The 25,817-nt window shown below is 66.0% G+C and carries 25 protein-coding genes, 1 tRNA gene and 2 pseudogenes; 20 read left to right on the top strand and 8 right to left on the bottom strand.

The window, feature by feature from the left end; genetic code table 11:
- Positions 1-54 precede the first annotated feature (54 nt).
- The 6 genes from pgeF (at position 55) to ACZY0B_RS16510 (ending at position 4,181) form a co-directional block, all read left to right on the top strand.
- On the top strand, positions 55-762 hold the full coding sequence (gene pgeF / locus ACZY0B_RS16535) for a peptidoglycan editing factor PgeF (protein ID WP_463765209.1): 708 nt from the start codon (positions 55-57) through the stop codon (positions 760-762).
- 17 nt (positions 763-779) lie between these two features.
- Positions 780-1,565, top strand: coding sequence for a YggS family pyridoxal phosphate-dependent enzyme (locus ACZY0B_RS16530; protein WP_463765236.1), 786 nt, complete (start codon positions 780-782; stop codon positions 1,563-1,565).
- A 68-nt stretch (positions 1,566-1,633) separates the two neighbouring features.
- A complete protein-coding gene (locus ACZY0B_RS16525; protein WP_463765208.1) occupies positions 1,634-2,278 on the top strand; it encodes a cell division protein SepF in 645 nt (214 codons plus the stop codon).
- A 155-nt stretch (positions 2,279-2,433) separates the two neighbouring features.
- Complete coding sequence (locus tag ACZY0B_RS16520; RefSeq protein WP_007170773.1) at positions 2,434-2,724, top strand: YggT family protein; 291 nt, start codon at positions 2,434-2,436, stop codon at positions 2,722-2,724.
- A gap of 248 nt (positions 2,725-2,972) precedes the next feature.
- Entirely contained in the window at positions 2,973-3,785 is an 813-nt protein-coding gene (gene wag31, locus ACZY0B_RS16515) for a DivIVA-like cell division protein Wag31 (RefSeq protein ID WP_463765207.1), read from the top strand.
- 81 nt (positions 3,786-3,866) lie between these two features.
- Positions 3,867-4,181, top strand: coding sequence for a hypothetical protein (locus ACZY0B_RS16510; RefSeq protein WP_463765206.1), 315 nt, complete (start codon positions 3,867-3,869; stop codon positions 4,179-4,181).
- A gap of 10 nt (positions 4,182-4,191) precedes the next feature.
- Here the strand turns inward: ACZY0B_RS16510 and ACZY0B_RS16505 are convergent.
- A pseudogene (locus ACZY0B_RS16505) lies at positions 4,192-4,875 on the bottom strand (phosphoribosyltransferase); the annotation flags it as partial.
- 134 nt (positions 4,876-5,009) lie between these two features.
- Positions 5,010-5,095: transfer RNA gene (locus tag ACZY0B_RS16500), tRNA-Leu, on the bottom strand.
- A 131-nt stretch (positions 5,096-5,226) separates the two neighbouring features.
- Here ACZY0B_RS16500 and ACZY0B_RS16495 point away from each other — a divergent pair.
- The 3 genes from ACZY0B_RS16495 to ACZY0B_RS16485 all read left to right on the top strand — a co-directional run bounded on the left by ACZY0B_RS16495 (position 5,227) and on the right by ACZY0B_RS16485 (position 7,874).
- Entirely contained in the window at positions 5,227-6,573 is a 1,347-nt protein-coding gene (locus ACZY0B_RS16495) for a M20/M25/M40 family metallo-hydrolase (protein ID WP_463765205.1), read from the top strand.
- 31 nt (positions 6,574-6,604) lie between these two features.
- A complete protein-coding gene (locus ACZY0B_RS16490) occupies positions 6,605-7,135 on the top strand; it encodes a YbhB/YbcL family Raf kinase inhibitor-like protein (RefSeq protein ID WP_463765204.1) in 531 nt (176 codons plus the stop codon).
- A 139-nt stretch (positions 7,136-7,274) separates the two neighbouring features.
- The gene (locus tag ACZY0B_RS16485) at positions 7,275-7,874 is read left to right on the top strand and encodes an alpha/beta hydrolase family protein (protein ID WP_463765203.1); all 600 of its coding nucleotides are present in this window, start codon (positions 7,275-7,277) and stop codon (positions 7,872-7,874) included.
- A gap of 46 nt (positions 7,875-7,920) precedes the next feature.
- On the opposite strand, the gene ACZY0B_RS16480 is transcribed toward ACZY0B_RS16485, so the two are convergent.
- The 4 genes from ACZY0B_RS16480 to ACZY0B_RS16465 form a co-directional block, all read right to left on the bottom strand.
- Positions 7,921-8,259, bottom strand: a complete 339-nt coding sequence (locus ACZY0B_RS16480; RefSeq protein WP_463765202.1) for a hypothetical protein — start codon at positions 8,257-8,259, stop codon at positions 7,921-7,923.
- A 110-nt stretch (positions 8,260-8,369) separates the two neighbouring features.
- Positions 8,370-9,449: a quinone-dependent dihydroorotate dehydrogenase gene (locus ACZY0B_RS16475; RefSeq protein ID WP_463765234.1), complete on the bottom strand. Its 1,080-nt coding sequence runs from the start codon at positions 9,447-9,449 to the stop codon at positions 8,370-8,372.
- A gap of 32 nt (positions 9,450-9,481) precedes the next feature.
- On the bottom strand, positions 9,482-9,736 hold the full coding sequence (locus tag ACZY0B_RS16470) for a DUF5703 family protein (RefSeq protein WP_463765201.1): 255 nt from the start codon (positions 9,734-9,736) through the stop codon (positions 9,482-9,484).
- The gene (locus ACZY0B_RS16465; RefSeq protein ID WP_463765199.1) at positions 9,733-10,797 is read right to left on the bottom strand and encodes a YncE family protein; all 1,065 of its coding nucleotides are present in this window, start codon (positions 10,795-10,797) and stop codon (positions 9,733-9,735) included. Before ACZY0B_RS16465 ends, ACZY0B_RS16470 begins: the two co-directional genes overlap by 4 nt.
- Before the next feature lie 110 nt (positions 10,798-10,907).
- Here ACZY0B_RS16465 and ACZY0B_RS16460 point away from each other — a divergent pair, with 110 nt between their 5' ends.
- The 9 genes from ACZY0B_RS16460 (at position 10,908) to ACZY0B_RS16420 (ending at position 19,174) form a co-directional block, all read left to right on the top strand.
- Complete coding sequence (locus ACZY0B_RS16460) at positions 10,908-11,210, top strand: hypothetical protein (protein ID WP_463765198.1); 303 nt, start codon at positions 10,908-10,910, stop codon at positions 11,208-11,210.
- A gap of 63 nt (positions 11,211-11,273) precedes the next feature.
- Positions 11,274-12,104 carry an undecaprenyl-diphosphate phosphatase gene (locus ACZY0B_RS16455; protein WP_463765233.1) on the top strand — a complete coding sequence of 277 codons (831 nt, stop codon included), beginning with the start codon at positions 11,274-11,276 and terminating at the stop codon, positions 12,102-12,104.
- Positions 12,101-12,841 (top strand): histidine phosphatase family protein, encoded by a 741-nt coding sequence (locus ACZY0B_RS16450; RefSeq protein WP_463765197.1) that lies wholly within the window; start codon positions 12,101-12,103, stop codon positions 12,839-12,841. Before ACZY0B_RS16455 ends, ACZY0B_RS16450 begins: the two co-directional genes overlap by 4 nt.
- A gap of 64 nt (positions 12,842-12,905) precedes the next feature.
- Positions 12,906-13,493, top strand: a complete 588-nt coding sequence (locus ACZY0B_RS16445) for a DUF3090 domain-containing protein (protein ID WP_463765196.1) — start codon at positions 12,906-12,908, stop codon at positions 13,491-13,493.
- Positions 13,477-14,292 (top strand): SCO1664 family protein, encoded by an 816-nt coding sequence (locus tag ACZY0B_RS16440; RefSeq protein WP_463765195.1) that lies wholly within the window; start codon positions 13,477-13,479, stop codon positions 14,290-14,292. Before ACZY0B_RS16445 ends, ACZY0B_RS16440 begins: the two co-directional genes overlap by 17 nt.
- 53 nt (positions 14,293-14,345) lie before the next feature.
- Positions 14,346-15,113, top strand: a complete 768-nt coding sequence (locus tag ACZY0B_RS16435) for a 3'(2'),5'-bisphosphate nucleotidase CysQ (RefSeq protein ID WP_463765232.1) — start codon at positions 14,346-14,348, stop codon at positions 15,111-15,113.
- A 24-nt stretch (positions 15,114-15,137) separates the two neighbouring features.
- Entirely contained in the window at positions 15,138-16,373 is a 1,236-nt protein-coding gene (mshC, locus tag ACZY0B_RS16430) for a cysteine--1-D-myo-inosityl 2-amino-2-deoxy-alpha-D-glucopyranoside ligase (RefSeq protein ID WP_463765194.1), read from the top strand.
- 160 nt (positions 16,374-16,533) lie between these two features.
- Complete coding sequence (locus tag ACZY0B_RS16425; protein ID WP_463765193.1) at positions 16,534-18,144, top strand: alkaline phosphatase family protein; 1,611 nt, start codon at positions 16,534-16,536, stop codon at positions 18,142-18,144.
- 148 nt (positions 18,145-18,292) lie between these two features.
- Positions 18,293-19,174 (top strand): SDR family oxidoreductase, encoded by an 882-nt coding sequence (locus ACZY0B_RS16420; RefSeq protein ID WP_463765192.1) that lies wholly within the window; start codon positions 18,293-18,295, stop codon positions 19,172-19,174.
- Between the two features lie 16 nt (positions 19,175-19,190).
- Here ACZY0B_RS16420 and ACZY0B_RS16415 read toward each other — a convergent pair whose 3' ends face one another.
- Both ACZY0B_RS16415 and ACZY0B_RS16410 read right to left on the bottom strand, forming a co-directional pair.
- Entirely contained in the window at positions 19,191-20,621 is a 1,431-nt protein-coding gene (locus ACZY0B_RS16415; protein ID WP_463765191.1) for an amino acid permease, read from the bottom strand.
- 93 nt (positions 20,622-20,714) lie between these two features.
- Complete coding sequence (locus ACZY0B_RS16410) at positions 20,715-21,602, bottom strand: PAC2 family protein (RefSeq protein ID WP_463765190.1); 888 nt, start codon at positions 21,600-21,602, stop codon at positions 20,715-20,717.
- 96 nt (positions 21,603-21,698) lie between these two features.
- Between ACZY0B_RS16410 and ACZY0B_RS16405 the strand changes: the two are divergent.
- Positions 21,699-21,944: pseudogene (locus ACZY0B_RS16405) on the top strand (hypothetical protein); the annotation flags it as partial.
- A 199-nt stretch (positions 21,945-22,143) separates the two neighbouring features.
- Entirely contained in the window at positions 22,144-25,815 is a 3,672-nt protein-coding gene (metH, locus tag ACZY0B_RS16400) for a methionine synthase (RefSeq protein ID WP_463765231.1), read from the top strand.
- The last annotated feature ends 2 nt before the right edge of the window (positions 25,816-25,817 follow it).

Below are 25,817 nucleotides of genomic sequence, written 5' to 3'. Positions count from 1 at the left end.
CCCGGCCACGCGTCGGGGACGGCTGGCCGGCAGGAAATCTCCGATACTGGTCAGGTGAGCATTCGCGTCCGGCGAGTGACGACCACCCGCGCGGGCGGCGTCTCGAAGCCGCCCTTCGACACCTTCAACCTCGGCGACCATGTCGGTGACGACCCCGCGGCGGTGGCCGCCAACCGGGTCCGGCTGGCCCGCGCCATCGGCCTGGGCGCCGACCGGGTGGTGTGGATGAACCAGGTCCACGGCGATCGGGTCGAAGTCGTCGACGAGCCGAGGGATACCGCGTTCGACGACACCGACGCGTTGGTGACGTGCACGCCCCGACTGGCGTTGGCCGTGGTGACGGCCGACTGTGTGCCGGTGTTGCTGGCCGATGCGCGGGCAGGTGTGGCCGCGGCGGTGCACGCCGGGCGCGTCGGCGCGCAGCGGGGAGTGGTGGCCCGCACGGTGGAGGCGATGCTGAAGCTGGGCGCGCAAGCCCACGACATCTCGGCCCTGCTCGGCCCCGCGGTCAGCGGACGCAACTACGAAGTTCCCGCGGCGATGGCCGACGAGGTCGAGGCGGCCCTGCCGGGCAGTCGCGCCACCACTGAACGCGGAACGCCCGGCCTCGATCTTCGGGCCGGAATCGCTTGTCAGCTAAGAGATTTGGGCGTCGCCTCGATCGACGTCGATCCGCGCTGCACGGTGGCCGACCGTGCTCTGTTCAGCCATCGCCGGGACGCGCCGACGGGGCGGCTGGCATCGCTGGTCTGGATGGAGTGACCGCTATGGCGGTTGGAATGTCGGACTCGGGATCGGGTCAGGGCGACCGCGAAACTGAATTGACTCACGCGTTGGCGGCAGTGCGTTCGCGACTAGCGGTGGCCGCGGAAGCGGCGGGTCGCAATGTCGGCGAAATTGAACTTCTCCCAATTACCAAATTCTTTCCGGCAACCGATGTCGCGATTTTGTCTCGATTGGGTTGTCGCTCGGTCGGCGAATCGAGGGAACAAGAAGCGGCGGCAAAAGTGGCGGAACTCACTCGGTTGGCAGCGGCTTCGGAGGCTTCTGGGAGACCGGATTCTCGAGAGCTGCAGTGGCACATGGTGGGACAGATTCAGCGTAAGAAGGCGCGTCCACTGGCCCGCTGGGCGCACACCGCGCATTCGGTCGACAGCGCACAACTGGCGACGGCGCTGGACCGGGCGGTGACGGAGACGTTGGCCGAGGGTGGACGGCAGCACCCGCTACGCGTCTACGTTCAGGTGAGCCTGGACGGCGATGTCTCGCGCGGCGGCATCGACATCGCCACGCCGGGGACCCTCGACGAGCTCTGTGCGCAGATCGAGGAATCGCAGGGCCTGGAACTGGTCGGGTTGATGGGCATTCCGCCGCTGGACGCCGACCCCGCCGCGGCCTTTGACCGGCTGCAATCCGAACACCGCCGGGTGCTCGAAACCCACCCGAATGCGGTCGGTTTGTCCGCCGGCATGTCCAACGATTTCGAAATTGCCGTGAAACACGGTTCAACGTGTGTGCGTGTCGGTACCGCGCTATTGGGTGCACGGCGGCTACCGTCACCGTGAGTAGTCACTGTAGTCACACCTTCATCACAGACAACAGAAATCCCAGGGGCTAGAAGGGGTCGTACGCAATGAGCACACTGCACAAGGTCAAGGCCTATTTCGGTATGGCCCCAATGGATGACTACGAAGACGAGTATTACGACGACCGCGCACCTTCCCGCGGTTTCCCGCGTGCTCGCTTCGACGACGGTTACGGCCGCGGCTATGACGGCCACGACTACGACGACCCACGTGGCGAGGCGGCCGACTACGTGCCGCCCGGCTACCGCGGCGGATACCCGGACGAGCCGCGCTACGGTGCCGTGCAGCCCCGCGAGTTCGAACGTCCCGACATGGGCCGACCGCGCCTCGGGTCGTGGTTGCGCGGTTCCACCCGCGGCGCGCTGGCGATGGATCCGCGCCGGATGGCGATGATGTTCGAAGAGGGCCACCCGCTGTCGAAGATCACGACGCTGCGGCCCAAGGACTACAGCGAGGCCCGCACCATTGGTGAGCGGTTCCGCGACGGCACCCCGGTGATCATGGACCTGGTGTCGATGGACAACGCCGATGCGAAACGGCTGGTGGACTTCGCGGCCGGGCTGGCGTTCGCCCTGCGCGGCTCGTTCGACAAGGTCGCGACCAAGGTCTTCCTGCTGTCGCCCGCCGACGTCGACGTGAGCCCGGAAGAGCGCCGCCGGATCGCCGAAACCGGCTTCTACGCTTACCAATAACGACATCCGTCCCGCTCGGCGGCGGGGTCAGGCATCAGCCACCCAACTGCCGCTGCTGCACATGTGAGATGTCGGCCCAGAGGTGAGTCGGTACTCTTACGATTGCCGCGCTATCGCGCGGGGATTGACATCTCATCGGTAAGGTCGGGCTCTCGTTGGTGCTGTTCTTTCAGATCCTTGGGTTTGCGCTGTTCATCTTTTGGCTGCTGCTCATCGCTCGGGTCGTCGTCGAGTTCATCCGCTCGTTCAGCCGTGACTGGCATCCCACCGGGATCACCGTGGTGATCCTGGAGATCATCATGTCGATCACCGATCCGCCGGTGAAACTGCTGCGTCGACTGATCCCTCAACTCACCATCGGAGCGGTCCGCTTCGACCTGTCCATCATGGTGCTATTGCTGGTCGCGTTCATCGGAATGCAGCTCGCCTTCGGTGCCGCGGCGTAAGCCGCAAAGGGTGCCGAAGGCTCTGAGCGACGGTTTGGCCACGGTTCGGCCTCGGTTTGATGCGCGCGATTTGCAAATTCTAAGGATTGGGATTTTATGGCTCTTAGTGTTTGAAATTGGTTCTTATTTATTGGGCTAATCGGCAACCGCCGGGTCTGGTGTGACAGGATGGGCGGCAGTTGCACAACCGCCGCCACTCCGTTCTACACTTTCGAGAACGTTTGACGGGAACTTGAGGGGACGAAACAATGCCGCTTACACCAGCCGACGTCCACAATGTGGCGTTCAGTAAGCCGCCTATCGGCAAGCGCGGTTACAACGAGGACGAGGTCGACGCATTCCTCGACCTGGTGGAGAACGAGCTGACGCGGCTCATTGAAGAGAACTCCGATCTGCGCCAGCGGATCGAGGAACTCGACCGCGAACTGGCCGCCGGTGGCGGTGCCGCTGCCGCCGCCCCTGTCGCTGCCGCCGCCCCCGCGCCCACCCCGCCCGCCCCTGTCTTCGAGCCCGAACCCGAACCGGTCAAGTCGGCTCCGGCGCCGGCCGCGACGGGGACCAACGAAGAGCAGGCCATGAAGGCGGCCCGCGTCTTGAGCCTGGCCCAGGACACCGCCGACCGGCTGACCAGCACCGCGCAGGCCGAATCGGACAAGATGCTGTCCGACGCCCGCGCCAACGCCGACCAGATCCTCAGCGAGGCCCGGCACACCGCCGACGCCCAGGTCGCCGACGCCAAGCAGCGCTCCGAGGCGATGCTGGCCGACGCCCAAACCCGCTCCGAGACGCAGTTGCGTCAGGCGCAGGAGAAGGCCGACGCTCTGCAGGCCGACGCGGAACGCAAGCACTCCGAGATCATGGGGACCATCAACCAGCAGCGCACTGTGCTGGAAGGCCGTCTCGAGCAGCTCCGCACCTTCGAGCGCGAATATCGCACCCGGCTCAAGACCTACCTCGAGTCGCAGCTGGAGGAGCTCGGCCAGCGCGGATCGGCGGCACCTGTCGACTCCGGTGCGGATGCCGGTGGGTTTGACCAAGTGAATCATCGGGGAAGTAACTAGCCGGGAGTTGTGCCGGACGCCATGTGCGGCACAACTGTTTGCTGGACCTGGCAGTTCCGCCGTTTGGCTGGAGGATGACCGATGTTGATCATTGCGCTGGTACTGGCCCTGATCGGGCTTGTCGCTTTGGTGTTCGCGGTTGTGACCAGCAACGAGCTGGTCGCTTGGGTGTGTATCGGCGCCAGCGTCCTGGGTGTGGTGCTGCTGATCGTCGACGCACTGCGCGAACGACAGCAGCGTGTCGAAGGCCACGACGAGCAGCCTGCTGCTGACGACGCGGTCGACTACCCCGAGGAAATCGCGGACGAGAACGCCGCCGAGGACGCCAGCACTGCCGACGACGCGACCAAGGAGTCGACGGTTTCCGCCGAGTCCGGCGACGACTCGACCAAATAACCGACCCGGCTCAGCGCGTCGGCGTATTCAGCAACCGGCGCACCTCATCGTCGCTGACCTGGTGAAAGTCGCCATAGACCTGTCCCACAGCCTCGAACGCGGGTGGCATCGTCGTACACACGACCTCGTCGGCCACCTGGGCGAGTTCGCGGCAGACTGACTCCGGACCGACCGGGACGGCGACGACGATCGATTGCGGTCCACCTGCCCGGATCGCCCGAACGGCAGCCAGCATGCTGGCGCCGGTGGCGATGCCGTCGTCGACCAGGATGACGATCTTGTCCCGCGGGTCGGCGACCGGGCGACCACCCCGATACGCGTGCTCGCGTCGCGCCAGCTCGGCCGTCTCGCTGTCGATCACCTCGCGCACCTGCTCGTCGGTGATGTGCAGGCTGGAAACCACGTTGTCGTTCATCACCACACCGCCGCCGCTGGCCAGTGCGCCCATCGCGAGCTCCGACCAGCGCGGCACCCCGAGCTTGCGAACCAGGAACACGTCCAGTGCGGCGTGCAGCGCGGAGGCGATCTCCCAGGCGACCGGAAGGCCGCCGCGGGCCAGTCCGAGCACCAGCGCGTTGTCCTTGTCGCGGTAGGCCGTTAGCTGCTCGGCCAGCGCACGACCGGCTTCTTGACGATCGCGGAAGGTTCGCGTCGCCGCTCGGCGGAGGAAGCCGTTTCGTGGGTTCATGGGTCGAGCTCCAGCGTACGTGCTCTGTCCAGCTTCTCTCGATGAATTGGAGATGGGAAAGCCGAATGGCTCTGTGTATCAAGCGTATTGGCGATAGTCCCGGCCGCCGATCAGCACGCCGACCCGACTCATCACGTTTGTGTCCGAGGGGGGACTTGAACCCCCACGCCCATTAGTAGGGCACTAGCACCTCAAGCTAGCGCGTCTGCCATTCCGCCACTCGGACCAGACCAACGAGAGTTGGCAGCTAAGGCTAGCGGATCCGTCCGCGCGGACCCAACTTAGCTCGCCGACGATGGGGTCCGAAGGTTCCGCTGCCCGAGCCGGGTAACCGCGGCAATGGTAGGAAAGGTGGTTGTGACAGTTGAGACCGGCGTTCCCAACCATCCGAGCGACGATGTGGTCGAAGTCGTCAGCAGGTTGATCCGGTTCGACACCACCAACACCGGTGAACCCGAAACCACCCAGGGCGAGGCCGAATGCGCGCATTGGGTCGCCGAGCAACTCGCCGAGGTCGGCTACCAGCCCGAATATCTCGAATCCGGCGGACCCGGCCGGGGCAATGTGTTCGTCCACCTCAAGGGCGCGGACAGCTCACGTGGCGCACTGCTGATCCATGGGCATCTCGACGTGGTGCCGGCCGAACCCGCCGACTGGAGCGTGCACCCGTTTTCCGGTGCGATCGAGGACGGCTATGTCTGGGGCCGCGGCGCGGTCGACATGAAGGACATGGTCGGCATGATGATCGTCGTCGCGCGCCAGCTGAAACAGGCGGGCACCGTGCCGCCGCGCGATTTGGTGTTCGCGTTTCTGGCCGACGAGGAGCACGGCGGCAAGTTCGGGGCGCACTGGCTGGTCGACAACCGTCCCGACCTGTTCGCCGGAATCACCGAGGCAATCGGCGAAGTGGGTGGCTTTTCGCTGACCGTGCCGCGCCGCGACGGCGGTGAACGCCGGCTCTACCTGATCGAGACGGCCGAGAAGGGCATCCAGTGGATGCGGCTGACCGCCCGCGGTCAGGCGGGGCACGGCTCGATGGCCAACGATCGGAACGCGGTCACTCTCCTCGCCGAGGCGGTCGCCCGGATCGGCCGGCACCAGTTCCCGGTGGTGATGACCGACACCGTGGTGGAGTTCCTGGCCGCCATCAGTGAGGAGACCGGTCTGACCTTCGACACCGCATCCGGAGATCTGGAGGGCGTGATCGAAAAGTTGGGCCCGATGGCTCGCATGCTGAAGGCGGTCGTGCGCGACACCGCCAACCCGACGATGCTCAAGGCCGGGTACAAGGCCAACGTGATCCCCGGTACCGCCGAAGCGGTGGTCGACTGCCGCGTGCTGCCCGGCCGGCAGGCCGCGTTCGAGGCGGAGATCGACAAGTTGATCGGGCCGGACGTGACGCGGGAGTGGATCAGGGATCTGCCGTCGTACGAGACCAGCTTCGACGGCGATCTGGTCGACGCCATGAACGCCGCGGTGCTGGCGGTCGACCCGGACGGCCGCACGGTGCCCTACATGCTGTCCGGTGGCACCGACGCGAAAGCCTTTGCGCGCTTGGGTATTCGGTGCTTCGGCTTCGCGCCGCTGAAGCTGCCGCCGGAATTGGATTTCGCTTCCCTGTTCCACGGCGTCGATGAGCGGGTACCCATCGATGCGCTCAGGTTCGGCACCGAAGTGCTGGCCCACTTCCTGACCCATTGCTAGTGCAGAAACACCGAAACGAGAGGATCGCTCCATGAGCTTGCCATCCGACCCGTATGACGCGCTGCCCAAGCTGCCGTCGTTCAGCCTGACCTCCAACTCGATCACCGACGGTCAGCCGCTGGCCACGCCACAGGTCAGCGGCATCATGGGCGCCGGGGGAGAAGATGTCAGCCCGCAGCTGAGTTGGTCGGGATTCCCAGAGGAGACGCGCAGCTTCGCGGTCACCGTCTATGACCCCGACGCCCCGACGCTGTCCGGGTTCTGGCACTGGGCCGTCGCCAACCTGCCGGCCGACGTCACCGAGCTGCCCGAGGACGCCGGAGACGGTCGCGAGCTGCCCGGTGGCGCGCAGCAGCTGGTCAACGACGCCGGCATGCGTCGCTACATCGGTGCCGCGCCGCCGCCCGGACACGGTGCGCACCGCTACTACGTCGCGGTGCATGCCGTCGACGTCGAGAAGCTGGACCTCAGCGAGGACGCCAGCCCGGCGTTTCTCGGCTTCAACCTGTTCCAGCACGCGATCGCGCGGGCCTACATCGTCGGCACCTACGAACAGAACTGAGCTCGGAGTCCGGGTGCCACCGCTGGTCACGCCAGTCACATTGGCACCGCCACGGCCTTCGATGCTTCAATCGCAAACGTGATAGCGCATGCGCTATCACGTTTGTAGGAGTGGTTGTCGCCCTCAAATGGAAACTCGTGTGGCTGGTGTGAAACCTCGTGCGTGTGTGCTCGTCTTACCCGGCGGCAGGGTGCGCAGCGACGAGGCTTCCCGATGGTGGCACCTGGCCAACGTCCGGATGATGTTGGTCGCTGCCGCGCTGCGGTGCCGGCTGGGCCGCGGCGTCGAGGTGCGACGTGTCCAGTACCGCCTTCGCGGGTGGAACAGTCCGCGTTTCGACGCGGTGGCCGACGCCACCGCCGCCCTTGACGCTGTTCGTCACCGGTTCGAGCCGAAAAGTATTGTGTTGGTTGGCCATTCAATGGGTGGCCGGGTCGCGGCTCGGCTGGCTGCCGGTGGACAGATCGGCGCGGTGGTCGCGCTGGCGCCGTACTGGCCCCGCGACGACGGCGACCTGATTCCGGCGTCGACCCGGCTGCTGGTTGTGCACGGCACCGCCGATACCCGGACCGACCCGGACAGCTCCCGCATCCAGACGCTACGAGCGCGCGACCGGGGGATGGATGCGCAGTGGGTGGGCATCGAGGGCGCGGGTCATTCCATGCTGCGGCCGTACTTTGAATGGCACCGCCGCACTGTGGATTTCGTCGCCGAATACCTTGGGCGCCGAGCTCCCTGAGGGGCAAGTTGGCGGCGGTCTTTGGCCCGTCTCAAATCCCGTGAAATCAATAAGTGTGCAACATCGGACACATTTGCTTGAGCCAGTTGGCAATTGAGGTGCGATTAGCGTCGAGAGTGGCGTCGCTGGGTTGGGCGCCTACCGTGGTGACGAAATGCTCGATCGCGGCTTTAACCGGGTCGGGAGGGCTGTACTTCTCTAGCGTGTCGGCAGCCTTCCGGGCGGTCTCCGGTTTCGACGCGAGCATGAGGTCGTCTTTGGCGCTGCCAAGGTCGTAACAAGTGGAAGTGTCGGGCGGCTCGGCGTTCGCCGTGCCACTCAAGCAACCCGCGATAACCACTGCGATGGCACTCGTTCCGACAATCGTCAATCGGTTGAATCGCACCGGAGGTCTCCTCTGGGCGGATCGATTATGGTGCGGTCACCATACAGTTGTCACCAGCGCGCAGAACAGCGAATCACAAAGTTGCGCGCCGACGACGAAGTTGGTGCGGCCTAGGCCGGCGGTCGCTCCCGCCCCGCCGCCGACCCGACCGCCGCACTGAGCGAGGCGAACCCGCCGTCGTGTAGCCGTCGGGCGATGCCGTCGTGAATGTGCTTGGGCCACAAGCCTCCTCCGTAGATGAAGCCCGTATAGCCCTGCAGCAATGACGCGCCCGCGGTGATCCGCTCCCACGCGTCGTCAGCGGTTTCGATGCCCCCGACGCTGATCAGCACCAGTCGATCGCCCACCCGACGATAGAGCCGGCGCAGCACCTCGGCCGCGCGCCGCGCCACCGGCGGCCCGGAGATACCGCCGGGGCCCAGCTCGTCGACACCCGGCGTGCGCAGGCCGGCCCGCGACACCGTGGTGTTGGTCGCGACGATGCCGGCCAGGCCCAGTTCGACGGCCAGGTCCGCGATGTCGTCGACATCGGAATCCGAGACGTCCGGGGCGATCTTCACCAGCACGGGTACCGACGTCTCGGCGAGGACGGCCGACAGGATGGGCCGCAGCGACTCGACCGCCTGCAGATCGCGCAGCCCCGGCGTGTTCGGCGAGCTGACGTTGACCACCAGATACGACGCCAGCGGGCCGACCAGCCGGGCGCTGGCCCGGTAGTCCTCGACGGCCTCGTCGGCGGGTGTGACCTTGGTCTTGCCGATGTTCACCCCGATCGGCACGTCCGGTCGATGACGGGCCAGACGGGTGGCCAACTCCCCGGCGCCGTGATTGTTGAACCCCATCCGGTTGAGCAATGCCCGGTCGTCGGGCAGCCGGAACAAGCGCGGAGCCGGGTTGCCGGGCTGCGGGTGCGCAGTAACGGTCCCGACTTCCGCATACCCGAAACCCAAGGCGCCCCAAGTCAGCAGCCCCATGCCGTCCTTGTCGAAGCCGGCGGCCAGCCCCATCGGTGCGGGGAAGCGCACGCCGAACACCGTGCTGGCCAGCACCGGATCGGTCGGGCCCAGCAGCCGGTGCAGCAGTCGTCGCAACACCCCAGCGGCGGTCGCGCCGCGTAGTGCGGCGAACACCAGCCTGTGAATGCGCTCGGGCGGGATCAAGAACAACAGCCGGCGCAGCAGGGCATACACGCCAAGACCGCCGTCGCGCCGCTCGTGCACCGTCACAGTTCTGGCTGATCGGGCCGCCGGTCAGCGACACGAGATTTCTTGCGGCGCAACAACACCCGCCTGCTGCCGTCGGTGTAGAGGCGTACCCGGGTCAACTCCCAGCCGCGATATTCGGCCTCGATGGACAACCGGATGGAGGCACTGAGCCTGGTGACTTCCGGCGGCAGGCGCAACGGCACCCACTCGTAGTCGTCGGACATGTCCGTGTCCCAGCCCGCCGGCAGCCGGCCCCACCGCGCCGCCGTCAACGCGTGCCCGCCGCGTGCTCGATGACCTGAACTCCGGCCCCGGACCCCGACACCACGTACAAGGTGTCCGAAGCTTCGTCAAAAGCCAACGAGTTGGGTTGCTGCACAGTTGGGTAACGCACCTTTTCGACGGGAATTCCGGTTGATAAATCGTAACCAATAACCATATTCGATGCGGTTTGGGACACCCACGCCAAATCGCGAGAGCCGGCCAATCCGTACGGGGCCTGCCGCACCGGATAGGCCTGGCGCAGGATCAGCGGGTCGACGCCGTACACCAGCAGTTCGTCGCCGCGGGTGTCGGCCACCAGGACCCGGCCCACCGGATCGGCGGCCATCGTCGTCGCGCCCTCGCCGGCCCGCAGCGACTGCGCGGCACGACCGTCGGCGCCGATCGTCGTCACCGAGGTCTGCCCGCGATCCAGGACTACGGTCGTATTCCCTTGTGTGACAAGCCAATCGACCCTGGCGAAGATCTTCTTCCGGCTCTCCACCGTTGCGGTGCCCGCGCCGCCGGTCGGGGAAGCCAGCGTGTACACGGCGCCGTCGGCGCTGCCCAGCACCAGCTTGCCGTCGGCGCGGCGGGCGATCGCGGTGAAGTCCACGCTCGCCGCATCGGCGACATTCACCTGCGCGACGCGGCCGGAGGACAGGTCCACCACGAAGTAGCCACCGCGGGCGGCCAGGTAGGCCGCGCCGTGGCCGTCGCCGGTCAACGCGGTCGCCGGACCCGGCAATGCGATGACACGCGACACGACCTGGCCTTGGCCGAACACGGCGATGCTGGCAGGGGCTCCCGGATCGGCGCCGGGGGCCATAACCGCCAGCTGATGAGTGCCGTCGTCGAACACCGTCGCCGCCGCGTGCCCGGCCAGCGGCCGCACCGTGCCGGCCGGATGTTGCGACACCGGTGGCGATGCGGCCGGGCGTGCCGCTTCGATGGTGGGCGGAGTGCTATCGAGCGGATTCGATGAACAACCTGCCACCGGCGCCAGCAAAATAATCAGGCCAACAAAACACCGCTGAGCTGTTCGTTTCGTATGCCTACGTCGTGTTAGCAACAACCAACCTTGAATCGGCGGACATGAAGTTCAAATTCTAAGGAACGCTTGCGCATCCAATGGGGCCGTGTTGCTCACATCCGCCCGTACTGGAGAGGTATGGTCGCATTATGACCGTCATCGCTGACCGGCATATCGCAGACAAGGAGTTTGCTGTCGAAGACATCTCGACAGGAATCTTTGCCAGCGGATACGGGCAAGTCGGTGATGGACGCAGTTTCTCGTTTCACATCGAGCATCGCTCGCTGGTCGTCGAAATTTACCGGACCCACCTTTCCGGACCCGTTCCGCAGGCCGAGGACGTGGTCGCGACCGCGGTGCGCGGCCTGGTCGACATCGACCTCACCGATGAGCGCAGTCTGAGCGCCGCGGTGCGCGACTCGGTTGCCGCAGCGGTCCCCGTCCCGCGCTAGTCACCTCAGGTAGCGGCGCGACCCGCAGCAGGTACGGTCGTCGTCGTGACAGAGGTGGTGGCGATGTCGTGGTGGCAGGTCACCGTGCTGTCTGTGGTGCAGGGTTTGACGGAGTTCCTGCCGGTCTCGTCGTCCGGGCACCTGGCCATCGTCTCGCGGGTCTTCTTCTCCGGCGACGCCGGCGCCTCGTTCACCGCGGTGAGCCAGCTGGGTACGGAGGCCGCCGTGCTGGTCTACTTCGCGCGCGACATCTGGCGCATCCTCAAGGCCTGGTTCAGAGGCCTGGCCACCAACTCGCATCGTGACCTGGACTACTGGATGGGCTGGTACGTCATCATCGGCAGCATCCCGATCGGCGTGCTGGGTGTGTTGTTCAAAGACGAGATCCGCTCCGGTGTGCGCAACCTGTGGGTGATTGCGACGGCACTGGTGGTGTTTTCGGCCGTCATCGCGCTGGCCGAGTACCTCGGCCGACAGACCCGTCACATCGAGCAGCTGAACTGGCGCGACGCCCTGGTCGTCGGGACCACGCAGTGTCTGGCGCTGATTCCGGGCGTTTCACGATCAGGGGCGACGATCAGCGCCGGGCTGTTGTTGGGACTCGACCGGGAGCTATCCGCCCGATTCGGCTTTCTGCTGGCCATTCCGGCGGTGTTCGCCTCGGGGTTGTTCTCGATCCCGGACGCCTTTCATCCGGTCACCTCGGGCATGAGCGCCACCGGCCCGCAGCTACTGGTGGCCACCGTGATCGCGTTCGTCATCGGCCTGGCCGCGGTGGCCTGGTTCCTCCGGTTTTTGGTGCAGCACAGCATGTATTGGTTCGTGGGGTACCGGGTGGTGGCCGGAGCCATCGTGCTGATCCTGCTGGCGACTGGGAAGGTGACCGCGACATGACCGTCATCCTGTTACGCCACGGCCGCTCGACCTCCAACACCGCGGGCGTGCTGGCCGGCCGCTCCGAAGGCGTTGACCTCGACGACAAGGGCCGCGAGCAAGCAGTCGGGCTGATCGACCGCATCGGCGACCTGCCGATCCGCGCGGTGGTCACGTCGCCGCTGCTGCGTTGCCGGAACACGGTCGCGCCGCTGGCAGAGGCGCTGTGCGTGGAGCCGTTGGTCGAGGACCGGCTCGCAGAGGTGGACTACGGCGAGTGGACGGGCCGCAAGATCGGCGAGCTGGCCAACGAGCCGCTGTGGCGGGTGGTGCAAGCCCACCCCAGTGCCGCGGTGTTTCCCGGGGGTGAGGGGTTGGCTCAGGTGCAGACGCGCGCAGTGGCCGCCGTGCGCGAACACGACCGGCGGCTGAGCGAGGAGCACGGCGGCGACGCGCTGTGGGTGGCTTGCACTCACGGTGATGTCATCAAGTCATTGATCGCCGACGCGTACGGCATGCATCTGGACGGCTTCCAACGCGTCACCGCCGACCCGGCATCGGTGAGTGTCATCCGCTACACGCCGCTGCGGCCGTTCGTCTTACACGTCAACCACACCGGTGGTCGGCTGGCCGCCGCATTGCGGGCCGGACCGCCACCCAAGAGTGACGTCGAAAGCGACAAACCAGAAGAGCCGCAACAACAACCGACCGAGGCGGAGCCGTCGAGCGACGCGGTGGTCGGGGGATCCACTGACTAATTCGTTTGCGGCAACCGAATCGAATCGCGTTGCGACGGCAATAGCCGGTATTTTGGGAGGTGCCATGGCTCGCGCAATCCATGTATTCCGTACACCCGACCGCTTCGTGGCCGGGACCGTCGGCCAGCCCGGAAATCGCACCTTCTACATCCAAGCGGTGGGCGATTCCCGAGTGGTGTCGGTGGTGCTGGAGAAGCAACAGGTCGCGGTGCTCGCCGAACGCATCGGTGCTCTGCTGCTCGAGGTGAATCGCCGGTTCGGCACACCCGTCCCGCCGGAGCCCGCCGAGGTCGACGACCTCAACCCGCTGATCACGCCCGTCGACGCGGAATTTCGGGTCGGGACCATGGGCCTGGGCTGGGACTCGGAAGCCGAGACGGTCGTGGTCGAACTGCTGGCCGTCACCGACGCCGAGTTCGACGCCTCGGTCGTGCTCGACGACACCGACGAAGGTCCCGACGCGGTGCGCGTGTTTTTGACCCCGGAGTCGGCTCGGCAGTTCGCCACCCGATCCAATCGCGTGATCTCGGCGGGACGTCCGCCATGCCCCCTGTGCGACGAACCGCTGGAGCCCGAGGGCCACATTTGCGCGCGGGCCAACGGCTATAAGCGCGGTGCGCTGCTCGGGTCTAACGATGAACCCGAGGAATGACGATCGCGAGGTCTTGCGGGACGGCGAGCTGACGGTTCTCGGACGGATCCGCTCGGCTAGTAACGCCACCTTCCTGTGTGAGTCCACGCTCGACGAATCCAGCGTGCACTGCGTCTACAAGCCGATCTCCGGTGAGCAGCCGCTCTGGGACTTCCCCGACGGGACGCTCGCGGGCCGCGAACTCGCCGCGTATCTGGTGTCGACGCAATTGGGCTGGAACCTGGTGCCTTACACCATCATTCGACACGGACCGGCAGGACCGGGCATGCTGCAGCTGTGGGTGCAACAGCCCGGCGACGCGGTGGACACCGATCCGCGGCCGGGGCCGGATCTGGTGGACCTGTTTCCCGCCGGCAATCAGCAGCCGGGTTATCTGCCGGTGCTACGGGCCCAGGACTACGCCGGCGACGAGGTCATCCTGATGCACGCCGACGACATCCGGTTGTGGCGGATGGCGGTGTTCGACGTGTTGATCAACAACGCCGACCGCAAGGGCGGCCACGTCCTGCGCGATCTCGAGGGCCACATCTACGGCGTCGACCACGGGGTGTGCCTGCACGTCGAGAACAAACTGCGCACGGTGCTGTGGGGATGGGCCGGCAAGCCCATCGACGATCAAACCCTGAAGGCCGTCGCCGGCCTGGCCGGCGCGCTGGGCGATGAGTTCGGCGATGCGCTGGCCGGACACATCACCCGGTCGGAGATCGCGGCGCTGGGCATGCGGGCGCACGCGCTGCTGGACAACCCGGTGATGCCCGTTCCGAGTCGGCATCGCCCCATTCCCTGGCCCGCGTTTTAGGGTGCTGTGTCGGCGTCGGCGATACTGAAGCGGTGAGCCCGGCCCCCGAAGAGATGAGCGATGCCGAATTGGCCGCCGATCTCGCCGCCGACGCCGGGGAGCTGCTGCTGAAAGTGCGCGAGGAGGTCGGCTTCGGTCATCCCTGGATGCTCGGCGATGCGGGCGACAGCCTGGCCAACGAGCTGATCCTGCGGCGGCTGCGGGCCGAGCGCCCGGACGATGCGGTGCTCAGCGAGGAAGCCTACGACGACCTGGCGCGGCTCAAGCACGACCGGGTGTGGATCATCGACCCGGTGGACGGCACCCGCGAGTTCTCGACGCCGGGGCGTGACGACTGGGCGGTTCACATCGCGCTGTGGCAGCGTCCCGCCGATGGCGAGCGTGAAATCACCGATGCGGCAGTATCTTTGCCCGCTCGGAACAACATCGTGTACCGCAGTGACACCGTGACGGACGGTCAGGCGCGGGTCGGTATTCCGCAGACATTGCGGATCGCCGTCAGTGCCACCCGGCCGCCGGCCGTGTTGCACCGGATACGGCAGACGCTGGCGATCCAGCCGGTGGGAATCGGCTCGGCGGGCGCCAAGGCGATGGCCATCATCGACGGCGACGTCGACGCGTATCTGCATGCCGGCGGCCAATGGGAATGGGATTCGGCGGCGCCGGCCGGAGTGGTGATGGCCGCGGGCATGCACGCGTCGCGGCTGGACGGTTCGCCGATGCGCTACAACCAGCCCGACCCGTACCTGCCCGACTTTGTGATGTGTCGTGCCGAGGTCGCGCCGATCCTGCTCGGCGCCATCCGCGACGCGTGGCGCTAACCGGCCCAGCCTAAAGTCGACAGCATGCAGTCGTGGTCATCCGCACAGGTTCCGGTGGTGTCCGGACGCGGCCCGGACCTACGGCTCTACGACACCTCTGATCGCCAGGTCCGCCCGGTGGCGCCGTCGTCGACCGCCACCATGTACGTCTGCGGGATCACTCCGTACGACGCCACTCATTTGGGCCACGCGGCTACCTATCTGGCGTTCGACCTGATTCACCGGCTGTGGCTGGATCTGGGGTACGACGTGCATTACGTGCAGAACGTCACCGACGTCGACGACCCGCTGTTCGAGCGAGCCGCGCGCGACGGTATCGATTGGCGTGAGCTCGGCGATCGCGAGGTCGCCCTGTTCCGCGAGGACATGACCGCACTGCGGGTATTGCCGCCGCGTGAGTATGTCGGGGCGACCGAGGCCATTGCCGAGGTGATCGAGCTCGTCGAAAAGATGCTGGCGTCGGGGGCGGCCTACGTCGTCGATGACGAATACCCGGACGTCTACTACCGCGCGGATGCCACGCTGCAGTTCGGCTACGAATCGGGTTATGACCGGGAGACCATGCTGCGCTTGTTCGCCGAGCGCGGCGGCGACCCGGACCGCCCGGGCAAGACCGACGAACTCGACGCGCTATTGTGGCGGGCCTCGCGGCCCGGGGAGCCCAGCTGGCCTTCACCGTTCGGCGCCGGCCGTCCCGGCTGGCACGTCGAATGCGCAGCGATCGCGCTCAGCCGCATCGGCAGCGGCCTCGACATTCAGGGTGGGGGACGCGACCTCATCTTCCCGCATCACGAGTTCACCGCCGCGCACGCCGAATGTGTAAGGGGCGAAAGGCGATTCGCCCGACACTACGTGCACGCCGGGATGATCGGCTGGGAGGGGCACAAGATGTCGAAGAGCCGTGGCAACCTGGTGCTGGTGTCGGGGCTGCGCGCGCAAGGCACCCCGCCAGCGGCCATTCGGCTTGGTCTGCTGGCCGGGCACTACCGCGCGGACCGGTCCTGGAGCCAGCAGCTGCTCGACGAGTCGACCGCGCGGCTGCAGCGCTGGCGCACCGCGACGGCGCTGCCCGCCGGCCCGGATGCGGCCGACGTCATCGCGCGGGTGCGCAAGTATCTGGCCGACGATCTCGACACTCCTAAAGCGATTGCCGCACTTGATGGTTGGACCACCGACGCGCTCGAGTACGGCGGACACGACCCGGACGCGCCACGGTTGGTGGCAACCGCGATCGATGCGCTGCTCGGGGTGAACCTGTAGTCGCTGCTCTCACCGAATGCACGGGTGTCGCAGCCATTAAGTCACCAAATGGCAACTGCTGGGTATCGATAGGCTCAACAATCTGGGTTGACGGCGTGTCATAGGTCACCATCGACGGAGCAACGCGTGCCGCGCGTTAATCACAGAGGTGAATTGCCCGATGTCGAGTCGTTTTCGCCGCGTTAGCTGCGCGTTGGGCGCTGCCGCCATGCTCGTGATCTCGATGAACACCGTGACCGCATCGGCCGCGTCCGTGATGAGTCCGAACTTGCTGGTCAACCCGGGCGCCGAGCTCGGTGACCCGTCATTGACGGGATATAGCTCGGTGTCCGTCCCCGGCTGGACCGTGACCGGGACACCGACCGTGGTCAAATACGGCACCATCGCCCGCGCGCCGACGCCGTTATCGTTTCCGTCTCCGGTGCTTCCACCGGTTTGGCAGTTTCCAGTGCCGGGCGCCGGGCCCCCGGACGGTGAAGCGCAGTTCTTCGGCGGTGGAAACGTAGCCACTACCACCCTGACCCAAACTGTGGATCTCAGTGCCGCGGCACCCCAAATCGACACCGGCACGGTGCCTTACACGCTGAGCGGATGGCTTGGCGGCTTCCAAGCAGACCCGTCCGCGGCGTCGGTCACCGTCGACTTCCTGGCGGCCGACCGCTCGCGCCTGGGCAGCGGAAAGATCGGCCCGGTCAGTGTGTTTGACCGCTGGTTCAAGACCGTGCTGCTCAAACGTGAGACCTTTGGGACGATTCCGGCGCGCACCCGCTTCGCGGTTGTGGTGGCGACCTTCAAGGATTGCAACCCGGCGCCCAGCAACTACAACAACGCCTACGCCGACAACTTCTCGTTCACGGTGGGCGCCGCCCTGCCCGCTCCACCGCCACCAACCCCGCCGGTGTCGAAGGTCGGTCCCCTCGATCACGTGTTCATGGTCTATTTGGAGAACCACGGTGTCAAAGACATTGTCGGCAGCCCCAACGCGAAATACATCAACGCCCTGATCAGGAGTTATGGATATGGATCGAATTACTTTGCCCTGACCCACCCCAGCCTGCCGAACTACTACCCGATCCTCGGCGGGTCCAACTTCAACGTGGACTGGAACTGCCCAGCGGACTGCTTCGACCAACCGAACCTGGCCGACAACATCGAACGGGCGGGCAAGACGTGGGGCGCCTACGAACAGTCCATGCCCACCCCATGTGCAACCCAGGCCCAGGGCGCCTACAGCCCCGGCGACCTCCCGTTTCTGGCGTTCCACGACATAATCTCCAATACCGCCCGCTGTCAGGCGCATGTGCTGCCGCTGACCCGGTTGGCCACCGATCTCGCCTCGACCGCCACCACCCCGAACTTTGTGTGGTTCTCCGCGGATGAATGCCACAACCAGGAAGGGTGCAACGACTTCCGATTCGTTGTCAGTCAATTCACGTTCCACCAGTACAACATCCGGGCCGGCGACCAGTTCCTGGCCGACACGCTGCCCACGATCGTGAACTCACCCGCGTTTCAAACGCAGCGCAGCGCCATCTTCATCACGTGGGACGAGGACTACAACAACCTGTATCTCGGCAACGGTAACGAGGGAAATCACATCCCCATGATCGTTATCCCGTCACCGAACTCCGGGATGCGGCAAGGCCACTTCGTTGCGGTTGACTTCAACAACCACTACAGCCTGCTGCGCACCATCGAAGACGCCCTCGCACTTCCCCGGCTCACCAACAATGACCGATTTGCCCAACCCATGAACGAATACTGGCCGTAGTTCTTTGTGGTTGCCCCCCAAGGGAACCCGGGCTCGCTCGGCCTGACCGACGACCTTGATAGACCCAAAGCCATTGCGGCACTAGCAGCCAGGGCCTACGCGCTACTCGGGGTGGACCCGCAACCGGCGGGGCGGTACGTTGTCGGCCATGGCATCACTGCAAGGCAAAGTCGTTTTCATCACGGGGGGCGCGCGAGGAATCGGTGCGGAGGTTGCCCGGCGGCTGCACAAGAAAGGCGCCAAGCTCGTCCTGACCGACCTCGACAAAGCCGCGCTGGACACCATGGTCGCCGAACTCGGCGGCGACGAGCAGGTGCTGACCGCGGTCGCCGACGTGCGCGATCTGCCCGCCATGCAGGCCGTCGCCGACCAGGCCGTCGAACGCTTCGGCGGCATCGATGTCGCCGTGGCCAACGCCGGAATCGCCAGTTACGGATCGGTGCTGCAGGTCGACCCCGAGGCGTTCAAGCGGGTGCTGGACGTCAACCTGCTCGGCGTTTTTCACACCGCGCGGGCCACGTTGCCCGCGCTGATCGACCGGCGTGGCTACCTGCTGATCGTGTCGTCGCTGGCGGCGTTCGCGGCGGCTCCGGGGATGGCGTCCTACGACACGTCGAAGGCCGGCAACGAGCATCTGGCCAACGCGCTGCGCCTCGAGGTGGGGCACCGCGGCGTCGGCATCGGCGTGGCGCACATGTCCTGGATCGACACCGCCCTGGTTCGTGACACCAAGTCCGACCTGCCCTCGTTTGGTGACTTGCTGAAGAGGCTGCCGTGGCCGTTGAACAAGACCACCTCGGTGGACGCGTGCGCCACGGCTTTCGTCAAGGGCATCGAGGGCCGCAAGGACCGCGTCTACTGCCCGAGCTGGGTGGTCGCGCTCCGCTGGCTCAAGCCGGTGCTGTCCACGCGCGTCGGTGAATTTCCGGTCCGCAGAACCACTTCGGAGTTGCTGCCCAAGATGGACGCCGAGGTCGCCGCGCTCGGCCGTTCCACCAGCACCTACAACCAGGAGTTGGGTAAGGCCTAGCGTCGCGCCCAAGCAGTCACCAACGCGCGGCGGTCGCTACCCGGTTGCGAACCACGAACCAACCTACGAACAGCGCCGGCACGATCACGACCAATGAGCCGACGGTCCAGATGCCGACCGGTCGATCGAAAGCCATCAGCACCACAACGCCGACCAGGAACACCAAGGTCACGTAGCCGCTGTACGGAGCGAACGGCATCCGGAAGCGGGGGCGTTGCAGCGTCCCCGCTTTGGTGAGTTTGTGGAACCGGAGCTGACACAGCACGATCATGGCCCAGGACGCGATGATGCCCAGCGCGGCGCTGTGGAGCACGATTTCGAAGGCTTCACCGGGATTAAAGGCGTTGAGCACGATGCCGAAAAGACAAATGACGGCGGTCATCGCGATTCCGCCGAAGGGCACGCCGCGACTCGTCATCCGCCTTGCGAACTTGGGGCCGCTGCCGCTGACCGCCAGTGAATGCATGATGCGGCCGGTCGAATAGAGCCCCGCGTTCAGGCTCGACAGCGCCGCGGTGAGGACCACGATGTTCATCACGTCGCCCGCGCCGTGGAAGCCGATCTTGGAGAAGAACGTGACAAACGGGCTCTCGCCGGCCTTGAACGAGGTGTAGGGCAACATCACCGCCAGCAGGGCGACCGAACCGACGTAAAACACCGCGACGCGCGCGATCACCGAGTTGATCGCGCGCGGCATGATCTTTTCCGGCTCGGCAGTCTCGCCGGCCGCAATGCCCACCAATTCGACTGCGGCATAAGCGAATATCACGCCAGAGGTGGTCAGGAGCAGCGGTATCACGCCAGTCGGGAACAGCCCGCCGTTGTCGGCCCATATGCCGGGTCCGGTGTCGTGTCCCTGGATATGAAATCGCCCGGCCAGGAACACAATTGCGACGATCAGAAAGGCGACGAGTGCGAACACCTTGATCAGCGCCGCCCAAAACTCGAGCTCGCCGAACCACTCGACGGAAATCAGGTTCATCGACAGCACGGCCACCAAGGCGATCAGGGCCAGCAGCCACTGGGGGATCGCTCCGAATGTCGTCCAGTGGCGCAAATACGTTGCGATCGCGGTGGTGTCGACGATCGACGTCATGGCCCAGTTGAGGAAGTACATCCAGCCCACGACATAGGCGGCCTTCTCGCCGAAGAATTCGCGCGCGTACGACACGAACGAGCCTGACGTCGGGCGGTGCAGCACCAACTCGCCCAACGCCCGCAGCATCAGAAAGACGAAGATGCCACACACGGCGTACACCAGGAAAAGCCCCGGTCCGGCCTTCACCAGGCGGCCGCTGGAACCGAGGAACAGACCGGTTCCGATCGCCCCACCGATCGCGATCATTTGAAGCTGCCGGGGTTTGAGGCTCTTGTGGTAGCCGGCGTCCTCGTTGACAGCTTCCGACGGACGTGCCTCGGGGTTGGGCGTATCAGGCAGGGCGGTCATGGGTGTCCAATCGTCGTCGTTGCCCAACCCGCACGGGTTTGCCAGCGATCTTTTCGTAGTCGGACGGGGACGGCAACAGGAGGAGCCGACCGGTCACCGCCCGAATCCCGGGCGGCGGCGGCGCAGATACCGTTCGAACTCGGCGGCCAGCGCATCGCCGTCGATCTTGCCCAGGGCCTCGTTCACGTCGACCTCGGCGTCGCCACGTTGCTCCAGCGACACCACGTATTCGGCCAGGTCCTCGTCCTCGGTGGCCATCTCGGTGACCGCCTGCTCCCACTCCTCGGCCTGGGCGGGCAGATCGGCCAGCGGAACCTCGATATCGAGCACGTCTTCGACGCGGCGCAGCAGCGCCACCGTTGCTTTCGGGTTCGGCGGGTGCGACACGTAGTGCGGAACCGCGGCCCAGAACGTCACCGCGGGGATCCCGGCGGCCACGCAGGCGTCCTGGAATACTCCGGCGATACCGGTCGGCCCTTCGTAACGGGTCTCCTGCAAGCCAAAACGTTGCGCCGACTCGGGGGAGTAGGCCGCGCCGGACACCGGCACCGGCCGCGTGTGCGGTGTGTCGGCCAGCAGTGCACCGAGGATCACGACCGTGTCGACGTTGAGCTTGTCGGCGATCGCCAGCAGCTCGGCACAAAACGTGCGCCAGCGCATATTGGGTTCCACGCCGTGCATCAACACGATGTCGCGGTCGCTACCGGGCGGCCGGCAGTGGCTGATCCGCATCGCCGGCCACACCAGTTCACGGGTAACCCCGTCGACCTGACGGATGACCGGGCGGTTCACCTGGTAGTCGTAGTAGGCCTCGTCGTCGATCTCCACGATCGGATGGGCCTCCCAGATGGCATCCAGGTGCTCCAGCGCATCGCTGGCAGCGTCACCGGCGTCATTCCAGCCCTCAAACGCCGCCACGACGATCGTGTTGCGCAGTTCGGGCAGCGCAGAGGCTTCCGGCCCACGATCTGGCAGAGTCACGGATTCAGCCTAAGGCCTGCCCGCTCGGCGACGGCCCCCAGCCGCGCGGGCAGCCGCCACACCAGGGCATTTGCATAGGCCGACTATTCTTGTCGCGTGACTGTTGCGAGCGAACACGACTACGACTCGGACATCCTGGACACTTTGGCGAAGAGTGTGGTGGTCGGTGACGGCGCGATGGGCACCCAATTGCAGGCCGCGGACCTCGTCGAGACGAAATACGCTCGGCTGCAATCTGGTTAACCTTGCTGACTAGACATTGCCGACAAGATCCGCGAGCTGGCGCTCAAGGGCACCGCGATCGCCAAGCGGGTCGGGTCGAGCTGGGCGTCCAGGCGTCGGGTGACGACGTAGACTTTTCTGGTCGAGAGGCGTTGCAACGGTTCCGGATCCTTGCCGGTATCCGCCACGCTCGGCAGAGTCAAGGACGCCTTCCGCTACGGAAGGATTGCATGTGAACGCCCCTGAGCCGAATGTCTTGGAGCCGAACATCCGGCCCGACTGCACCGTCGAACTGACGGCAGCGCTGCGTCAGCGGATCATGGTGATCGACGGCGCGATGGGCACGGCGATCCAGCGGGACCGGCCGGACGAGGACGGTTACCGCGGCGACCGGTTCAGGGAGTGGCCGACCGCTCTTCAGGGCAACAACGACCTGCTCACCCTGACGCAGCCGCAGATCATCGAGGGCATCCACCGCGAGTACCTCGAGGCGGGCGCCGACATCCTGGAGACCAACACGTTCAACTCGAACGCGGTCTCGCTCTCCGACTACGACATGCACGAGCTGGCCTACGAGCTGAACTACGCTGGCGCGGCCCTGGCCCGCAAGGCCGCCGACGAGTTCAGCACCCCGGAGAAGCCTCGCTACGTCGCCGGCGCCATCGGGCCGACGACGCGCACCGCGTCGATATCGCCAGACGTCAACGACCCCGGAGCCCGCAACGTCTCCTACGACCAGCTGGTCGCCGCCTACCTCGAAGCCGCCAACGGCCTGGTTGACGGTGGTGCCGACCTTCTCATCGTCGAGACGATCTTCGACTCGCTGAACGCCAAGGCGGCGGTGTTCGCCGTCGAGACGCTGTTCGAGGAGCGCGGACGCCGCTGGCCGCTGATCATCTCGGGCACCATCACCGATGCGTCCGGGCGGACGTTGTCCGGTCAGGTCACCGAAGCATTCTGGAACGCGATCAGGCACGCGAAGCCGATCGCCGTGGGCCTCAACTGCGCACTGGGTGCGCCGGAGATGAGGCCCTACATCGCCGAGGTGGCGCGGATCGCGGACACCTTCGTCTCCTGCTATCCGAACGCCGGCCTGCCCAACGCCTTCGGCGAGTACGACGAGTCCCCGGAGCGTCAGGCCGGTTACATCGCCGAGTTCGCCGAGGCCGGGCTGGTCAACCTGGTCGGTGGTTGCTGCGGAACGGCGCCGCCGCACATCGCCGAGATCGCCAAGGTCGTCGAGGGCAAGCCGCCGCGCGAGTTGCCGGAGATCGCGCAGGCCACCCGGCTCTCGGGCCTGGAGCCGCTCAACATCACCGAGGACTCCCTCTTCGTGAACATCGGTGAGCGCACCAACATCACCGGCTCCGCCCGGTTCCGCAACCTGATCAAGGCCGAGGACTACGACACCGCGCTGTCGGTCGCCCTGCAGCAGGTCGAGGTCGGTGCGCAGGTCATCGACATCAACATGGACGAGGGCATGATCGACGGCATCGCCGCGATGGACCGGTTCACCAAGCTGATCGCGGCCGAGCCGGACATCAGCCGCGTCCCGGTGATGATCGACTCCTCCAAGTGGGAGGTCATCGAGGCGGGCCTGAAGAACGTGCAGGGCAAGCCGATCGTCAACTCGATCTCCATGAAGGAGGGCGAGGAGAAGTTCATCCGGGAGGCACGGCTGTGCCGCAAGTACGGCGCCGCCGTAGTCGTGATGGCCTTCGACGAGCAGGGTCAGGCCGACAACCTGGAGCGCCGCAAGGAGATCTGCGGGCGCGCCTACCGGATCCTGACCGAAGAGGTCGGCTTCCCGGCCGAGGACATCATCTTCGACCCGAACTGCTTCGCGCTGGCGACCGGCATCGAGGAGCACGCGACCTACGGGATCGACTTCATCGAGGCCTGCGCCTGGATCAAGGAGAACCTGCCCGGGGTGCACATCTCGGGCGGTATCTCGAACGTGTCGTTCTCGTTCCGGGGCAACAACCCCGTCCGCGAGGCGATCCACGCGGTGTTCCTGTTCCACGCCATCAAGGCCGGCCTGGACATGGGCATCGTCAACGCGGGTGCGCTGGTGCCCTACGACTCGATCGACCCCGAGCTGCGGGACCGGATCGAGGACGTCGTCCTGAACCGTCGCGAGGATGCGGCCGAACGGCTCCTGGAGATCGCTGAACGGTTCAACAGCTCGGAGAAGGCCGAAGATCCGGTGGCCGCCGAGTGGCGCAGCCTCCCGGTCCGGGAGCGGATCACGCACGCCCTGGTCAAGGGCATCGACGCCCACGTCGATGCCGACACCGAGGAATTGCGGGCCGAGATCGCGGGTGACGGTGGCCGCCCGATCGAGGTGATCGAGGGCCCGCTGATGGACGGCATGAACGTCGTCGGTGATCTCTTCGGTTCGGGCAAGATGTTCCTGCCCCAGGTGGTGAAGTCGGCCCGGGTGATGAAGAAGGCCGTGGCTTACCTGCTGCCGTACATCGAGGCGGAGAAGGAGCAGAACGGCACCGCCGCGAGTAAGGACACCAACGGCACGATCATCATGGCGACGGTCAAGGGCGACGTCCACGACATCGGTAAGAACATCGTCGGGGTTGTCCTGCAGTGCAACAACTACGAAGTGATCGACCTCGGTGTGATGGTGCCCGCCCAGAAGATCCTGGACGCGGCGAAGGAGCACGACGCCGACATCATCGGGCTGTCCGGCCTGATCACCCCGTCCCTGGACGAGATGGTCAACTTCGCCGTCGAGATGGAGCGTCAGGGGCTGGAGATCCCGCTGCTGATCGGTGGCGCGACCACCTCGCGCGCCCACACGGCAGTGAAGGTGTCGCCGCGTCGTACCGGCCCGGTGGTCTGGGTCAAGGACGCGTCCCGCTCGGTGCCGGTCGCGGCAGCGCTCCTCGACGACAAGCAGCGGCCGGCCCTGCTGGAGGCCACCGAGACCGACTACGCAGCCCTGCGCGAACGGCACGCCCAGAAGAACGAGCGGCCGATGCTGACGCTGGAGAAGGCCCGTGCGAACCGGACGCCGATCGAGTGGGACGGCTACACGCCGCCGGTGCCCGCCCAGGGCCTCGGCGTCCGGGAGTTCCTGAACTACGACCTCGCCGAGCTGCGCGAATACATCGACTGGCAGCCGTTCTTCAACGCCTGGGAGATGAAGGGCAGGTTCCCCGACATCCTCAACAACCCGGTCTCGGGCGAGACTGCCCGCAAGCTGTACGACGAAGCCCAGGAGATGCTCGACACCCTGATCAAGGAGAAGTGGCTGACCGCCAACGGGGTGATCGGGTTCTTCCCGGCAAACGCGGTCGGCTCGGGTATTGAAGACATCGAGGTGTACACCGACGACACCCGTACCCAGGTGCTGACCACGTTGCACAACCTGCGCCAGCAGGGCCAGCACCGCGACGGCATCCCGAACCGTTCGCTGGGCGACTACATCGCGCCCAAGGACACCGGTCTGGCTGACTACGTCGGCGCCTTCGCCGTCACCGCCGGTCTCGGCAGCCAGGACAAGATCGCGGAGTTCAAGGCAGCCAACGACGACTACAACGCGATCCTGCTGGAGTCGATCGCCGACCGGTTGGCCGAGGCTTTCGCCGAACGGATGCACCAGCGGGTCCGCAAGGAGTTCTGGGGATTCCAGCCGGACGAGCAGCTGGACAACGAAGCACTCATCGGTGAGAAGTACCGGGGAATCCGCCCCGCCCCCGGGTACCCGGCCTGCCCGGAGCACACCGAGAAGGCGACGCTCTGGAAGTTGATGGACGTGCGGGAGCGGACCGGCATCGAGCTGACCGAGTCGATGGCGATGTGGCCCGGTGCTGCCGTCAGCGGCTGGTATTTCTCGCACCCGCAGTCGCAGTACTTTGTGGTCGGCCGGATGGCCCAGGACCAGGTCGCCGATTACGCGAAGCGCAAGGGCTGGACCCTGGCCGAAGCCGAGCGCTGGCTCGGCCCCAACCTCGGCTATAACCCGGAGGACTGAGG

The sequence above is a fragment of the Mycobacterium sp. IDUB_19 genome, from assembly GCF_055419445.1.
The sequence above is the reverse complement of the archived record's forward strand: the minus strand, read 5'-3'. Positions and strand labels throughout refer to the sequence as shown.

Bases quoted from the DNA above. Each gene is read 5' to 3' on its own strand.
- ACZY0B_RS16420 (WP_463765192.1), top strand. From the start codon at position 18,293: ATGGCATCACTGCAAGGCAAAGTCGTTTTCATCACGGGGGGCGCGCGA.
- ACZY0B_RS16435 (WP_463765232.1), top strand. From the start codon at position 14,346: ATGAGCGATGCCGAATTGGCCGCCGATCTCGCCGCCGACGCCGGGGAG.
- ACZY0B_RS16460 (WP_463765198.1), top strand. From the start codon at position 10,908: ATGACCGTCATCGCTGACCGGCATATCGCAGACAAGGAGTTTGCTGTC.
- ACZY0B_RS16450 (WP_463765197.1), top strand. From the start codon at position 12,101: ATGACCGTCATCCTGTTACGCCACGGCCGCTCGACCTCCAACACCGCG.
- ACZY0B_RS16455 (WP_463765233.1), top strand. From the start codon at position 11,274: ATGTCGTGGTGGCAGGTCACCGTGCTGTCTGTGGTGCAGGGTTTGACG.
- mshC (WP_463765194.1), top strand. From the start codon at position 15,138: ATGCAGTCGTGGTCATCCGCACAGGTTCCGGTGGTGTCCGGACGCGGC.
- ACZY0B_RS16530 (WP_463765236.1), top strand. From the start codon at position 780: ATGTCGGACTCGGGATCGGGTCAGGGCGACCGCGAAACTGAATTGACT.
- ACZY0B_RS16525 (WP_463765208.1), top strand. From the start codon at position 1,634: ATGAGCACACTGCACAAGGTCAAGGCCTATTTCGGTATGGCCCCAATG.
- ACZY0B_RS16445 (WP_463765196.1), top strand. From the start codon at position 12,906: ATGGCTCGCGCAATCCATGTATTCCGTACACCCGACCGCTTCGTGGCC.
- ACZY0B_RS16490 (WP_463765204.1), top strand. From the start codon at position 6,605: ATGAGCTTGCCATCCGACCCGTATGACGCGCTGCCCAAGCTGCCGTCG.
- ACZY0B_RS16415 (WP_463765191.1), bottom strand. From the start codon at position 20,621: ATGACCGCCCTGCCTGATACGCCCAACCCCGAGGCACGTCCGTCGGAA.
- wag31 (WP_463765207.1), top strand. From the start codon at position 2,973: ATGCCGCTTACACCAGCCGACGTCCACAATGTGGCGTTCAGTAAGCCG.
- metH (WP_463765231.1), top strand. From the start codon at position 22,144: ATGGTGATCGACGGCGCGATGGGCACGGCGATCCAGCGGGACCGGCCG.
- ACZY0B_RS16510 (WP_463765206.1), top strand. From the start codon at position 3,867: ATGTTGATCATTGCGCTGGTACTGGCCCTGATCGGGCTTGTCGCTTTG.
- ACZY0B_RS16440 (WP_463765195.1), top strand. From the start codon at position 13,477: ATGAACCCGAGGAATGACGATCGCGAGGTCTTGCGGGACGGCGAGCTG.
- ACZY0B_RS16425 (WP_463765193.1), top strand. From the start codon at position 16,534: ATGTCGAGTCGTTTTCGCCGCGTTAGCTGCGCGTTGGGCGCTGCCGCC.